We start from the raw sequence: 14,330 nt of genomic DNA on the forward strand, positions 1-14,330 counted from the left end.
TACCACAATTGATTAAAATTCACACCTTTTAATCCGCTTTCAAAGAGTGTTATAAAGGTTTTTGCTTTGTTTGCCATTAAGCTTTACAATATCTAAGAAACGGCATAAATATGTTAACATGAAGGGATATCCGACATATAAAACGAGGTGCAGACAAACCGTTGAAAAAACTAAAAGTAATGACCGTATTCGGTACAAGACCTGAAGCAATTAAAATGGCTCCGCTCGTATTAGAGCTTGAAAAATATCAGGAAATTGATTCGCTGGTGACTGTAACCGCACAGCACAGACAGATGCTGGATCAAGTGCTTGAAGCATTCAGCATTACGCCTGATTTTGATTTGAATATTATGAAAGAGCGTCAAACGCTTTCAGAAATTACATCTCATGCTTTGCTGAAACTGGACAAGCTGTTCCAAGAAGTAAAACCAGATATCGTTTTGGTCCACGGAGATACGACGACAACGTTCGCCGGAAGCCTTGCCGCCTTTTATCATCAAATCGCCGTCGGCCATGTGGAAGCCGGTCTGCGTACGCATAATAAATACTCTCCTTTCCCTGAGGAAATCAACCGGCAGATGACGGGCGTGATCGCTGATGTGAATTTTGCGCCGACAAGCCAGGCCGAGCAGAATCTGCTTTCTGAAAATAAAAAGCCGGATTCTATATTTGTCACGGGAAATACAGCGATAGACGCGCTTCAAACGACAGTGCGGGAAGATTATTTTCATCCGATTTTTGACAAGCTGGAAGGAAGCAGGATGATTCTTTTAACAGCGCACAGACGTGAAAATTTAGGCAGGCCGATGGAACAGATGTTTAAGGCCGTCAGAAGAGTCGTTGAAGAGTTTGAGGACGTACAAGTCGTTTATCCCGTTCATTTGAATCCCGCAGTTCGTGAGGCCGCAGAAGCCCATTTTGCTGATTCGGACAGGGTGCACTTAATAGAACCTCTGGAGGTCGTGGATTTCCATAACTTCGCTGCGAAAGCAAGTTTCATTTTGACCGACTCAGGCGGGGTTCAGGAGGAAGCGCCTTCTCTCGGAAAGCCGGTCTTGGTGCTTAGGGACACAACCGAGCGCCCCGAAGGAGTGAAAGCCGGGACATTAAAGCTGGCGGGTACAGATGAAGAAACGGTGTATCAGCTGACAAAACAGCTCTTAACCGATCAGGCTGAATATGAACGGATGTCAAAGGCGTCAAACCCTTATGGTGACGGATCGGCTTCAAAACGGATTGTGGAAGAACTGCTTTATCGGTACGGCTATAGAAAAACCCGTCCGCAGCCTTTTACAGAATAAAAAAACTCTGCATCATATGCAGAGTTTTTTATTATTTCAGGCTTTCTTTTAATTCTTTTTTGACTGAAGCGAGGCTTGCTTCATCTAATTTGTAATAATAGATATTGTTGATTCTCGTTCCCGTTCCCTTCAGTTCATGCTGAGTGACTTTGCTGCGGGCGTTTTTATAGTCAGTCATAACCGTCCACATATCATCGAATGACATGTTTGTTTTCATATTGTTTTCAATGACCTTAAACATATCTCCGAATTTCGTGACAGACGAGATGTTTGCCCCTTTAGAAATAATCCCTTCAATCACTTGGCGCTGGCGCTGCTGCCTGCCGAAATCCCCCCGGGGATCTTCTTTTCTCATACGCGTGTAGGCAAGTGCTTCTTCGCCGTTCAGGCTGATGTTCCCCGTTCCGAAAGAGTGCCCGTCGTAGTTGAAGGCAAACGTGCTGTTCACCGTAATCCCGCCGAGTGTATCCACGGTATCTTTGAAGCTCTCCATGTTTACTTTCACAAAATAATCTACCGGCACGTCAAGCAGGTCCTCGACGGTATCCGCGGCCATCTGCGTTCCGCCGAAAGCATAGGAGTGGTTGATTTTATCCATCGTACCTTTGCCGGAGATTTTCGTATACGTATCACGCGGAATGCTGACCATTTCTGTTGTATTCGTTTTAGGATTGACGGTCATATAAATCATCGTATCCGCGCGCCCTTTGTCATTTTTCCGCTCATCGACGCCCATGATTAAAACAGAAATCGGATCCTTCTTTCCGAGATCTATATCCGTGTCACGTTTGTCCGATTTTTTCAAGTCTTCCTGAATGCTTGCCACCGTTGAAGCCGCTTTGTGCCACAAGTAGTAGACGTAGCCTCCTGATGATAAAACTAACAGCCCGATGATTGTTACGATTGTCAGAAGAACTTTTTTCTTCTTTCTTTTTCGTTCAGCTCTCATTTGTCATCACCTTTTCTATTAACTTTCCTGATACAATTTACTAATCTTTATAAACCCAGTCATATTTTTACTTATAACCATGTAATAGACGAAATTCTTAAAAAAAGGTTACAAAAAGACCTTAAAATTACCTTAAAAAAAAGTTAGTATAAGACGATACATAAAGATGAGGTGAAAAAAATGAAAAAAACTATTGCAGCTTCGTTCTTAATACTGCTTTTTTCTGTTGTATTGGCAGCGTGCGGAACGGCGGATCAATCAAAGAAGGGAAGCGGTTCTTCGGAGAACCAGGCTCAAAAAGAAACGGCATATTATGTCGGTATGGCGGATACGCACACAATTGAAGTAAAAGTGGATGATCAGCCCGTCAGCTTTGAATTTTCTGATGACTTCTCTGATGTTCTGAATAAATTCAGCGAAAATGACAAAGTCAGCATTACGTATTTCACAAATGATAAAGGCCAAAAAGAGATCAAGGAAATCGAGAAAGCAAAATAATACACCATGATCAGCAAAAGGCGGGATAAAAATTGAAGAAAACAATATGGGCTGTCTGTTTTTCTGTGATATTCAGCCTGGCTTTATTACCGGAAAGCACTTTTGCGTCCAGTTCTGATATCTCAGTAAAACTGACGAATTATATTGGTAATAAATCGACTCTGAATATCGAACCTTCAGGAACTTATAAACTGACGGGAAGCGATGTCTCCTCCGTTGCCAGATTGGGAGGCGCGTCCAAATATGATACGGCTAACGCCGCGACATCCAAGTATTGGAAAAACCCGTCCAACATAGTCGTCGTTAATACGGATGCTTATTTTGCGGACACGCTTTCCGTCATTCCTTTAGCGAATAAACTGAAAGCGCCTGTTCTGCTGACTGAAGCGAAAAAGCTGAGCAGCAGCACAGAAGCGCAAATCAAGAAATTCAGTCCGGATAATATTTTAATCATCGGCGGGACGAACAGTATTTCGTCAGCCGCGGAAAAGACATTGAAGAAATACGGCCGTACGAAACGGATCAGCGGAAAAAACAGATATGATCTGTCCAAAAATATTGCGGCCGAAATGGGCAGCTATGACCAGGCGGTCGTAGTAACGGGGGATGTATATACGGATGCGCTGGCAATCGCGCCTTATGCTGCGCAAAACGGCTATCCGATTCTCCTGACGAAAAAAGACTCCCTTCCGAGCTACAATCTGCCTAAAAAAGTGATCATCATGGGAGGCACTTCAAACGTCAGCAAAGATGTGGAGAATCAAATTAAAAAGAAGGCCTCGGTCACCAAAAGAATTACCGGATCAAACAGATATCAAATATCAGCAAACGCAGTCACTTCGCTTGGCATGGATGCAAGCAAAACGGTGGCTGCCAACGGGACTAAATTAGCGGACATCGTTGTCGGATCAAATATTGCCGCCGCAAATCACATGCCGCTTGTATACATCAAAAAAAGCGAAACACCCGCCGACGAGGCCAGCCTTTTTAAAACGAAAGGCACCTATTCTTATACATTAATAGGCAGCGCGAATTCAATTGCCGATTCAGTTAAGGCTGCTTACGCAAAAGAGTTTTATCTCGTAAACGGAAAGACGTACCGTATTGAAACGTCCGGCGGCAAATTAGGCGTTGCAGGCATTAACAGCGGAAAAACGTCTTTCAAGGCGGTTCCTGAAAAATATTCAACAGCAAACACAATCAGCATTGACGGGAAACCATATCTGGGGAATATGAGTTTCACTGCGGAATCCGGAAAATATGTAAGACCTGTTAATGAAAACATTCCTTTTGAGGATTATCTGAAAGGTGTCCTGCCGAATGAAATGCCGGGAAGCTGGCCGACAGAAGCGCTGAAAGCCCAGGCTGTTGCCGCCCGCACCTACTCTATCGGCAAGATGGGACAAACGGTCGCGGATACAACGGCCTTCCAGGTTTACGGGGGATACAGCTGGTATCCAAACGCCACCGCAGCCGTTAACGGAACAAAAGGGAAAGTGCTCACTTATTCCGGCAGATTGATAGATGCCACTTACTCATCAAGCAATGGCGGTTACATGGAAGCCGGCGATGAAGTGTGGGGATCGAAAGTGCCGTATTTAGTAGCCAAAAAGGATACAAAAGATCCGGAAATCAGCTGGTCTTTAACATTGCAGAAGCAGCAGCTGCCAGCGGGTCTGGATATGAAAAATCCCGCATCCTGGTGGTCTAAAACAAACGAAGCAAATGCCGCGCAGCTCAACGGAATAAAAAATTGGCTGATGAAAAATAAAGAAACCAATGCAAGTTCCATAAAAATTGCAAGCATCTCTGATCTCTCGCTCACCGGAAAAACAAAAGGCCAGCGCGCGGAAGACGCCGCGGTGAAGGTCACGTACCATGTGAATGACAAGTCGAAGGGCTATGTCATGAACAAGACTGCATCTGTTGAGGTGAAAGCGTCTGAACTCAGGACGATGATCGGAGCTTCATCTTTTAAAAGCACATACGCCAGTGCGTCCGGTAATTCTTCGCAAATCACGATATCAGGAAAGGGATACGGTCACGGCGTAGGAATGAGTCAATACGGAGCAAAAGAAAGAGCGGAGGCCGGAGAGCCGTATACTTCTATTCTTGCGTTCTATTATCCTAATACAGCACTTACAAACTACTAAACTTCTGTGGAGGAGATCGGATTGAAATTCATCATAAAATGTCTCCCCGTCTTCATTCTCGGGGTCATTCTATTTGTCCCTTCCGCTTTGGCTGACAACACGGTTAAAAGGATCGGCGGAAGCACCCGGTATGATACGGCTGTACTGGCGGCAAAACAATCATGGGGTGAAGCGAAAACGGTCATTATCACCGGCGGAACTTCATATGCCGATGCAATTGCCGCTGCGCCGCTTTCATATCAAAAAAATGCGCCGCTGCTGTTTACAAATAAAGATCAGCTGTCTGCCGGCACAAAAAAGGGATTAATTGATTTAAAAACGAAAAATGTGATTATCGTAGGCGGCACACCTGCCGTTTCGAAAAATACTGAAAATCAAATTGCTAAATTAGGCATCAGTGTCAAACGATTATCAGGAAGCACGAGATATGCCACAGCTGCAAAAGTGGCGGGTGAAATGACAAGATCTTCTACAGCCCTTGTGGTTAACGGGTTTGTTGATGCAGATGGAATGGCTGCGATTTCTTATGCGTCCGCTAAAAAATATCCGATTTTATTCACTAATGATTCAACGTTAAATGGTTCTACGTCCAATGCGATCAAAAGCTTGGGGATTAAAAACACGATTGTCATCGGCGGGACAAGCAGCATCAGCAGCTCACTTTACAATAAACTGCCGAACCCTTCAAGAATCAGCGGAAAAAACCGCTATAACCTGTCTGTGAATCTTGCAAAAAAGACAGGCTTAAGCACAGGCTATACGTTTGTTACCAATGGTTTTAAAGAGGCGGATACCATCGTCGGAGGCGTGCTGAGCGCCAAACAGGGAAGAGTTCACCTGCTGACGAATGGAGACAGTTTGTCAAAAGACGTCCGGACGTATATCGGAAGTAAAAACATCACCAGCTTCACCGTCATAGGAAGTGCTTCATCTTTAAGCAACAATGCCGCGTCGCACCTTAAAAATCCCGTTGTCGGCAAAACGGTCTTTATTGATCCGGGGCACGGCTATCAGGATTCGGGTGCAACCGGAAACGGCTTGCTTGAGAAAAATGTAAACCTTGATATCGCTACGCGTCTTAACAATCAATTATACGGCGCGGGCGCGCTTACTGTAATGTCGAGGAAGGGCGACACCTTTGACTCGCTTGAGGAGAGAGTGAACAAAGGGGCGAAGGCGAACGCCGATATTTTCATCAGCGTCCATGCAAATGCGAATGATAACAGCAGTGCAAACGGTACGGAGACGTATTATGATAAAACGTACCAATCCGCAAACAGTCTGAGGCTTGCCCAAAATATTCAGCCGAAAATGGTTTCTGCTCTCGGCACGCGTGACCGCGGTGTGAAAACTGCCGGATTTTACGTCATTAAATATTCAAAAATGCCGAGTGTCTTGTTAGAAACCGGTTTTGTCACAAGCCCGATTGATGCCAATATTTTAAAACAATCAACGAAAAAGGACAGACTCGCGGCGGGGATCACCCAAGGCGTTTCCTCCTATTTCCGATAATTTTTTCATGGAAACAGACCGGTTCATACCGGTCTGTTTTTTTATTTTTCATTATGCTTTGTCTCAAATATGGATATGAATAGATTTACAATAAAAAAACAATAATCAAAACATTCTAATAAACATTAACGCTTCCTTTACTTCCAATTAACATCCATCTGCTAAACTCACGGCATAGGTCATCAAACATCCCAACAAATCGTGAGGTGTGTGTCAGTGGGAGTAGAGAAAAGCATGAATGTAAATAATAACTATGCAGTGCGGCAGGGGACTTCCGCTGCCGTTACGGAAAGAACGGCCCGTTATTTGGCTTTTAAGCGATTCATGGACATTGTGTTTGCGCTTGCGGGGCTTTTGGCGGCGCTCCCGGTGATGGGCCTGTTCTCCATACTGATTCGTTTGGAGTCGCCCGGCCCGGCTTTTTATAAGCAGGAGCGGGTAGGCAAAGACGGGAAGCCGTTTTATTTGTATAAGCTCCGCTCTATGAAAATAGATGCTGAAAAATCGGGGGCGGTCTGGGCGCTGAAAAAGGATCCCCGCGTGACAAAGGTCGGCGCTTTTATCAGAAGGACCCGTATTGATGAGCTGCCGCAGCTGGTAAATGTGCTTCGGGGAGAAATGAGCCTGATCGGCCCGCGTCCCGAGCGGCCCGTGTTTACGGAACAGTTTCAGGCTGAGATTCCGGGGTTTACGGAGCGGCTGGCCGTTAAGCCGGGATTAAGCGGGTGGGCGCAGGTCAACGGGGGATATGACATGACACCGAGGGAAAAACTGATGTTTGACTTATACTATATCCGCAACCTGACCTTTTCATTGGAACTGAAGATTATGCTCAAAACGTGCAAAGTGATCTGGACCGGTGACGGGGCGCGATAAAAATTCTGGTCAGCAGACAAAAAAGTAGGGAAAACGATGCCTAGTATTACAAATCAAATCTTGAGCGGCGCCAAATGGACAAGTATTTCGACAGCGTGTATTACGGTCATTCAAATCATCCAATTCGCCCTGCTCGGGCGGGTCATGTCACTGGCTGAATTCGGTCTTGTCGGCATGATCACAACGGTAGTGGTGTTTGCCCAAATTGCGCTTGATATGGGTTTTGGCGCCGCGCTCATTCAAAAAGATCATGTGACTGATAAACAGATGTCTTCCTTGTACTGGCTGAATATCATAACGGGGCTTGCGCTGTTTGCGCTGCTGTTTTTCAGCAGTCCGCTCATCGCCGATTTTTATCGGCGGGAGGAGCTTGTCTATTTAATCCGCGTGCTGGCCGTCATGTTTTTAATCGCGCCGATCGGTCAGCAATACCAGTATATGCTGCAAAAAGCGCTGGCATTTAACACGTTAAGCAAGATTGAAATCTTTTCAAATGTGCTGTCCTTCGTGTATTTGGCGGCCGCGGTTTTTTATACGGACCCGATTCTCGCCTATGTGATTTCTCAGGTGCTGCTGCAATCGTCAAAAGGCATTCTGTACTGGATGTCCTGCAGAAAAACATGGAGACCGGCGTTGGTTTTTGATCTGAAAGGAATGAAAGGCTTCTTTTCTTTCGGGGCTTTTCAGCTGTCTTCCCGGCTTGTGAACCGGCTCGGAGCGAATATTGATATGATTCTGATCGGCAGTTTTATCGGCGCCGAGGCGCTCGGCATTTACAATCTGGCCTACCAGATTGTCACGCTTCCGGTATTAAAAATTAATCCGATCATTACGAGAGTTGCGTTTCCCGTCTTTGCGAAAAACAAGCATGAAAACAGCGTTATCAGAGAAGGATTTCTTAATATGACCAAAATACTGGCGCTGATATCCTTTCCGCTTTTGCTCGGTTTGGTTTCAGTGTCGGATGCATTCGTGGCTTCGGTATTCGGAGAAAAATGGCTGGCGGCTGTCCCGGTTTTAAACGTTCTCGCCATCGTCGGGATTTTAAGGGTCCTGATGAATCCGAACGGATCTGTGCTGCTCGCAAAAGGGCGGGCCGATCTGGCGTTTTATTGGGACGCCGGGGTGATGCTGCTGTATGGAGCATCTTTGTACGCCGCCGTGCTGTCCGGAAATCTCTTGACGGTAGCCTGGACGTACGCTTTCATCAGCATCCTGAATTTCCTGATCGGGCGCTGGCTGTTGGCATATGTCATTAAGCTGCGTCTGTCGGCTTACTTCAAAGCCGTGGCCAAACCGTTTCTCCTTACGGCGGCAATGGGTGTCATCGCCTTTACAGCCAGCTTCGGCACGGAGCGGATCAGCCTTGATGTCAAGCTGCGTCTGGCAATCTCCGTAGTCTGCGGCGCGTTGTGTTATTTATTCCTGTTAGGAAAAGCTTATCCGCATATGAAAAGTAAATTAAGAAAAGGACGTTTGCTATGAAGGTATTGTGGATGACAAGTGTATATCCGAGCAGTGAGAAGCCGGGAGAAGGGGTTTTTCATGAGACGCAGGCCCAAGAACTGAGAAAGCTTGGCGCGGAGATGACTGTCATTTGTCCGCGGCCGAAACTCGCCGCGCCATTCCGGGTGCTGAAAAAGACGTATCGGCAAAAGGATATAAGGCCGGAGCATGAATGGCGGAAAGGCGTGTCCGTCCACCGGCCGTTTTATCAGGCGGTTCCCGGGCAGCTGAAATGGGCGCAGCCGCATAAAAGAATGGCGGCATCGGTTCTTTCCGCGATTAGAAATCATGGCCTGAAGCCCGATCTGATTCACGCGCATTTCGCCATGCCGTCAGGCGGAGCGGCCGCCATTGTGTCGAAGGCTCTAGGCATTCCGTATGTACTGACCTTGCATGGCAGTGATGTCAATGTCTATCCGCATTACAGCAAAAGCGCTCATCGCGCATTTACATTTGCGGTGCGGGAAGCAGCCGATATTTACGCTGTGAGCGGCAGTCTGCGGGAACAAATGAAAAAGCTCATCGAAGCGGAGTGCAGCGTGCTTCCGATCGGCATCACGCTTGACGCCTTCCGAAAAAGGAACGAGACGAAAGAAGCCGTCAGAAAACGGCTCGGCCTTCCTCCGGATAAAAAACTGATCGTGTTCATCGGCAGGCTTGTCAAAGAGAAAGGTGTTTTCGACTTATCAAAAGCCGCTCAGTCATTGGATGAAAGATATGAAGCCGTCTTTGTCGGTGACGGTTCCGCCGCATCTTCATTGCGTGAAGCCGCTCATATCGTCACGGGGCAAGTGCCGAACGACAAGGTACAGGACTATCTGCTGGCTTCGGATGTAATGGCGCTGCCGTCCTACAGCGAAGGCATGCCGACTGTGGTCATTGAGGCGCTCGCTCTGAAGGTGCCGGTGATCTGCACCGATGTCGGAGGATTGGCTTCTTTATTCGGGAAACACCGGGGGTTGCTGATCAAGCCGGGTTCACCTGAGACGCTTGCAGAATCGATTCTGCAATATGACGAAGGAGAGGCTTGGACGCCGCAAACAGCCGAGGAACTTTATCAAACCGTCCGCACGTATTTTGACGCAAGCCAAAACGCGAAAACGCTGAAAGAGAAATACCGATCCGTAATGAACCGGGCCGGGCAAGAGGAGAACCTTTCGAAAGAGGGATGAAGCTGTGAAAAAAATCGCTGTATTAGGAACAGGGTATGTAGGTCTTGTATCTGGAACTTGTTTTGCGGAAATCGGCCATCATGTGACTTGCTGTGACATCAATGAAGCGAAAATCAGAAGCTTGCAAAACGGAGTCATCCCGATATATGAACCGGGGCTTGAGGAATTAGCCGAAAAAAATGTCAGTGCCGGGCGCTTATCCTTTACGGCCGGCATTGAGCCGGCTGTGAAAGCCGCTGATATCATCTATATCGCAGTCGGTACGCCGATGTCAAAGACGGGTGAAGCCGATCTGACCTACATTAAGGCAGCGGCGCAAACAATCGGAGAACAGCTGAACGGATACAAAATCATTGTCACCAAAAGCACTGTTCCGGTCGGGACGGGAAAGCTCGTTTACCAAATCGTCAACGAAGCGTCAAAGGGAAAATATCCGTTTGATGTCGCGTCAAATCCTGAATTCCTCCGCGAAGGTTCGGCGGTGCGGGATACGATGCAGATGGAGCGGGCGGTCATCGGCGCCACAAGCGAACATGCCGCTTCGGTCATTGAAGAGCTTCATAAGCCGTTCCGTACGAAGATCGTAAAGACCAATCTTGAAAGCGCGGAAATGATTAAGTATGCCGCAAATGCTTTTTTAGCCGCCAAAATATCTTTTATTAACGATATCGCCAATATTTGCGAACGTGTCGGGGCGGACATTTCCCACGTGTCAGAAGGCGTCGGTCTTGACAGCCGGATCGGGAATAAATTTCTCCAGGCGGGCATCGGATTCGGCGGATCCTGCTTTCCGAAGGATACAACGGCTTTATTGCATATCGCAAACGCCGCCGGCTATCCGTTTCAAATGATGGAAGCCGTCATTGAAACCAATCAGAAGCAGCGGGTCCGTATTACGGAAAAATTGAACCGCGCCATCGGTCCCTTAAAAGGGAAAACCGCGGCCGTACTGGGGCTGGCCTTTAAACCGCACACAAATGACGTCCGCTCCGCCCCGGCTCTTGATATCATCACAAGTCTTAAAGAGCAGGGCGCTCACGTGAAAGCGTATGATCCGATCGCGATTCCCGAAGCGTCAGCGATATTAGGAGACGGCGGCATTGAATATCACACAGAGCTGTACAGTGCCATCAAAAACGCGGACGCATGCCTGATTACAACAGATTGGCCGGAAGTCAAGGAGATGGATCTTCAGAGAGTGAAGCAGCTGCTCAAACAGCCGGTCATCATTGACGGCAGAAATATGTTTCCGTTGGAGTATATGAGGGTTTCAGGATTCACTTATCATTCCGTCGGACGTCCGGCGGTTCATGCCGATCGGCAAATAAAAGAACTGGCAAGATAGAAAAAGATTGTCTTCAGGCTCTCGGCAGCCCGGCTCGGCTGCCGGTTTTGGAAAGGGGTTTGCCATGTGAGTATCAAACGTTCAGCGGCACATGTTCTTGTGCTGCTTGCCGCTCTCATTACAGGAGGATTCATCATGCTGGAGGCGGTCAGGGCGGATGCCGGCTTCGGAAAAATCACCGTGCTGCTGTTTGCCGCCATGATCGGCTTTGCCGGACTTGCTTTGCTATCCGCCTTTACAACAAACGGTCAGATGTTTATGGGGCTCATTTATATACTGATCGCGTGTACATTTTTAAACCAGGCCTTCTTTGCGGTCCATCTCGGATTTTTCAGCTTATTTATATACCGGCTGTTATTAATCGGAGCGGGCGCCCTGCACATCGCCGGCATCCTGACAAACCGCCATCATATTGACAGATGGAATCGGGTGAATGTAAAAGGGGTTCTGATGTTTTTCGCCTTATGGTTTACATACGGTCTCCTATCGTTATTGTGGGCAAAATCCGTGACGTACGGGATTAAATATTTAGCTTTAATGGGAATGGGCATGTTTCTGATTTATCTTATTGTCATGTTCATTCAGCGCTTTGATCAGCTGATGGTTTTTTACGGCATATGGCTTGTGATGACCATTTTTGTGATGGCGATCGGCTTTTACAACCATTTTACACACCACCATCTGCCGAGCTCCACGCTTTATAACGGCCCGCAGTACAAACAGCATTATCCGACGTCCGTTTTCTTTAATCAAAATGATTTCGCGACGTTTTTGTGCATCAGTTTCTTTCTGTATGCGGCGGCGGTGAAAAATATGAAAAACGGCTATGTGAAGGCCGTCAGCCTGCTCTTTGCGATCTGCGCTTTGTATTTAATCATTTTGACCGGTTCGCGCGCGAGTCTGCTGGGCATATGCGCGGGGGCGGCTGTATACGTCTTCATCATGCTGCCTTCCCTGTTGAAAAAACTCGCGCTGTACGCAGCGGGAGCGGGAGCGGCGCTGTTTGCGGTTTTATTTGCGGGCCGTATCACCAATGCCGTCTTGAATCTGTTTTCAGCTCCGCAGGCGATGCCGGGACAGCAACCGCTTCCTTCCAACCTTGCGAGGGCGAATCTTTTAAAAAACGCCTTTCACTATGTGATTGATTCCTGGGGGTTCGGAGTGGGTGCCGGAAACGTCTCTTACTATTTAAAAGCGGAGCCCGTTTATGATACGGGCGGCGTAGTTGAGGTGCACAACTGGCTCGTCGAGATTATGGCGAACTTCGGCGTTCTTACGATGCTCGGTTACCTGACAGTCTATTTGTTCCTTTTTTGGACACTTTATAAATGTCATGAAAGAAAATCGGAAAATCAGTCAAGACTGATCACAGAAGGACTTATCACGGCGATGGCCGGTTTTTTGGTAAGCAGCATCAGCCCAAGCTCCGTATCAAATTTATTTTTCCACTGGGTATTTCTCTCGCTCGTGATCGCGGCGGTCAATATATTGAGGCGTTTACAAAAGGAGCCTGCCGTCACGGCGTACTATGAAAAACAGGGAGATGCGAGATGAAGGATATGTTGACAAGAATAACCCGGCGTATCAAAAAGAATATCATTTGGATCATTGCGCTGCCCGTTGTGTTAGGGGCAGCGGGATATGTATTGCCGTCAAAAATCAGCGGGGGCAGCAGTTTTACATCAGAAGCCGCGATCGCCGCGGGAAATTATGATCATCCGCTTTATAACAATACAAAAGAAATCCCGCTCCTTTTGACGAGCGATGCCTTTTTAAAGCAGGCTTTGCCTGATAAAACAGACGAAGAAAGAGCGGCCGTGAAAAGTAAACTGACTGTCGAAACACAATCAGATTCATTGATCACGGTCAGCTACAGCGGCCAAAACAAACAGGAGACCGAATCGGTGTTTCAAGCCGTCATAAAAACTTTTCTGAAGAATGATCAGGACCTGTTTGAAAAACGGGCAAAAGTAGTGCGGCAGAGTATTGCTGCGCTTGAAGGAGAAACCGTCAGCGCGGACGCCAAAGTGGATAAGGAACGATTTTTATACGAATTGAAAAATACGCATCTGAACCTGAAAGCGGCCGGCATCATCAATTCAGAGCCGATGAATGAAACGGCGGGACAAGGCATGCCGCCGAAAAAGAAAGCGGTTCTGGGCGTTTTAATCGGCATTGCAGTTGCATTTATGTTCATTGTCATTCCTGAGTTTTTTAGAGAGTCCTTGTAAAAATCTGCGATGGAGATGTGACCATGACAAACTGGAAACCTTTCGTATCTGTCATTACACCGTCTTATAATGCAAGTGAATATATCGAAGACACGATTCAGTCCGTTTTACATCAAAGCCACCCGCATTGGGAAATGATTATCGCGGATGATTGTTCAACGGACGGAACGAGAGATATTTTACGGCAATATGAACAAAAGGATGAGCGGATCCGCGTCGTTTATTTAGAGAAAAACGGGGGAGCCGCGGCTGCCAGAAATACAGCCCTTAAACATGCCAAGGGCCGTTATGTCGCATTTCTGGACAGCGATGACAGATGGAAAAAGGAAAAGCTTCAAAAACAGCTTGCGTTTATGGCAGAGCGGTCCTGCGCTTTTTCATTTACGGGCTACAGCGTCATGGAGCAGGACGGAACGCCGACGGACAAAACGATTCAAGCCCCTGAAAGCCTGTCATATGATGAAGCTTTAAAAAACACGATTATCGGATGTTTAACGGTCATGATTGACAGAGAGCAGACGGGGCAGATTCAAATGCCTGATATCAGAACGCGGCAGGATTTAGCGACATGGCTTTCCCTGCTGAAAAGGGGATTTACGGCTTACGGCCTGAATGAGTGCCTTTCAGAATACAGGCTTGTGCAGAATTCGATTTCAAGCAACAAGTGGAAAGCCGCAAAAAAAACGTGGTTTGTTTATAGAGAAATTGAGCGCCTGCATTTTATCAAGGCTTCGTGGTGTTTTATGCAATATGCAAAAAACGCGGTCTTGAAAAGACTGTAGGCGTC

At 47.1% G+C, this 14,330-nt stretch carries 12 protein-coding genes; 11 read left to right on the forward strand and 1 reads right to left on the reverse strand.

Annotation, left to right across the window (positions count from 1 at the left end):
• Positions 1-161: 161 nt before the first annotated feature.
• Positions 162-1,301, forward strand: a complete 1,140-nt coding sequence (wecB, locus tag ACNFN4_RS07515; protein ID WP_061047040.1) for a non-hydrolyzing UDP-N-acetylglucosamine 2-epimerase — start codon at positions 162-164, stop codon at positions 1,299-1,301.
• A 31-nt stretch (positions 1,302-1,332) separates the two neighbouring features.
• Here the strand turns inward: wecB and tagU are convergent, their stop codons facing one another.
• A complete protein-coding gene (gene tagU / locus ACNFN4_RS07520; RefSeq protein ID WP_003151369.1) occupies positions 1,333-2,250 on the reverse strand; it encodes a polyisoprenyl-teichoic acid--peptidoglycan teichoic acid transferase TagU in 918 nt (305 codons plus the stop codon).
• Between the two features lie 180 nt (positions 2,251-2,430).
• Here tagU and ACNFN4_RS07525 point away from each other — a divergent pair, with 180 nt between their 5' ends.
• From ACNFN4_RS07525 to tuaG, 10 genes are all read left to right on the forward strand, one after another.
• Positions 2,431-2,748 carry a hypothetical protein gene (locus ACNFN4_RS07525; RefSeq protein WP_007407496.1) on the forward strand — a complete coding sequence of 106 codons (318 nt, stop codon included), beginning with the start codon at positions 2,431-2,433 and terminating at the stop codon, positions 2,746-2,748.
• Positions 2,749-2,780: 32 nt separating this feature from the next.
• A complete protein-coding gene (locus ACNFN4_RS07530) occupies positions 2,781-4,901 on the forward strand; it encodes a SpoIID/LytB domain-containing protein (RefSeq protein WP_448200093.1) in 2,121 nt (706 codons plus the stop codon).
• A 21-nt stretch (positions 4,902-4,922) separates the two neighbouring features.
• Positions 4,923-6,413, forward strand: coding sequence for an N-acetylmuramoyl-L-alanine amidase (locus tag ACNFN4_RS07535; protein WP_448200094.1), 1,491 nt, complete (start codon positions 4,923-4,925; stop codon positions 6,411-6,413).
• Between the two features lie 216 nt (positions 6,414-6,629).
• Positions 6,630-7,289, forward strand: a complete 660-nt coding sequence (locus ACNFN4_RS07540; RefSeq protein WP_448200095.1) for an exopolysaccharide biosynthesis polyprenyl glycosylphosphotransferase — start codon at positions 6,630-6,632, stop codon at positions 7,287-7,289.
• A 36-nt stretch (positions 7,290-7,325) separates the two neighbouring features.
• Positions 7,326-8,774, forward strand: coding sequence for a teichuronic acid biosynthesis protein TuaB (tuaB, locus tag ACNFN4_RS07545; RefSeq protein ID WP_029972830.1), 1,449 nt, complete (start codon positions 7,326-7,328; stop codon positions 8,772-8,774).
• A complete protein-coding gene (tuaC, locus tag ACNFN4_RS07550; protein ID WP_448200096.1) occupies positions 8,771-9,967 on the forward strand; it encodes a teichuronic acid biosynthesis protein TuaC in 1,197 nt (398 codons plus the stop codon). The genes tuaB and tuaC overlap by 4 nt, the downstream gene beginning before the upstream one ends.
• A 4-nt stretch (positions 9,968-9,971) precedes the next feature.
• Positions 9,972-11,312 carry a UDP-glucose 6-dehydrogenase TuaD gene (gene tuaD / locus ACNFN4_RS07555; protein ID WP_277507219.1) on the forward strand — a complete coding sequence of 447 codons (1,341 nt, stop codon included), beginning with the start codon at positions 9,972-9,974 and terminating at the stop codon, positions 11,310-11,312.
• A 66-nt stretch (positions 11,313-11,378) separates the two neighbouring features.
• Positions 11,379-12,866 (forward strand): teichuronic acid biosynthesis protein TuaE, encoded by a 1,488-nt coding sequence (gene tuaE, locus ACNFN4_RS07560; protein ID WP_448200097.1) that lies wholly within the window; start codon positions 11,379-11,381, stop codon positions 12,864-12,866.
• A complete protein-coding gene (gene tuaF / locus ACNFN4_RS07565) occupies positions 12,863-13,543 on the forward strand; it encodes a teichuronic acid biosynthesis protein TuaF (protein WP_326246002.1) in 681 nt (226 codons plus the stop codon). The genes tuaE and tuaF overlap by 4 nt, the downstream gene beginning before the upstream one ends.
• A 23-nt stretch (positions 13,544-13,566) precedes the next feature.
• Positions 13,567-14,325 carry a teichuronic acid biosynthesis protein TuaG gene (tuaG, locus tag ACNFN4_RS07570; protein ID WP_012118576.1) on the forward strand — a complete coding sequence of 253 codons (759 nt, stop codon included), beginning with the start codon at positions 13,567-13,569 and terminating at the stop codon, positions 14,323-14,325.
• The last annotated feature ends 5 nt before the right edge of the window (positions 14,326-14,330 follow it).

Source organism: Bacillus sp. N1(2025) (genome assembly GCF_053470005.1).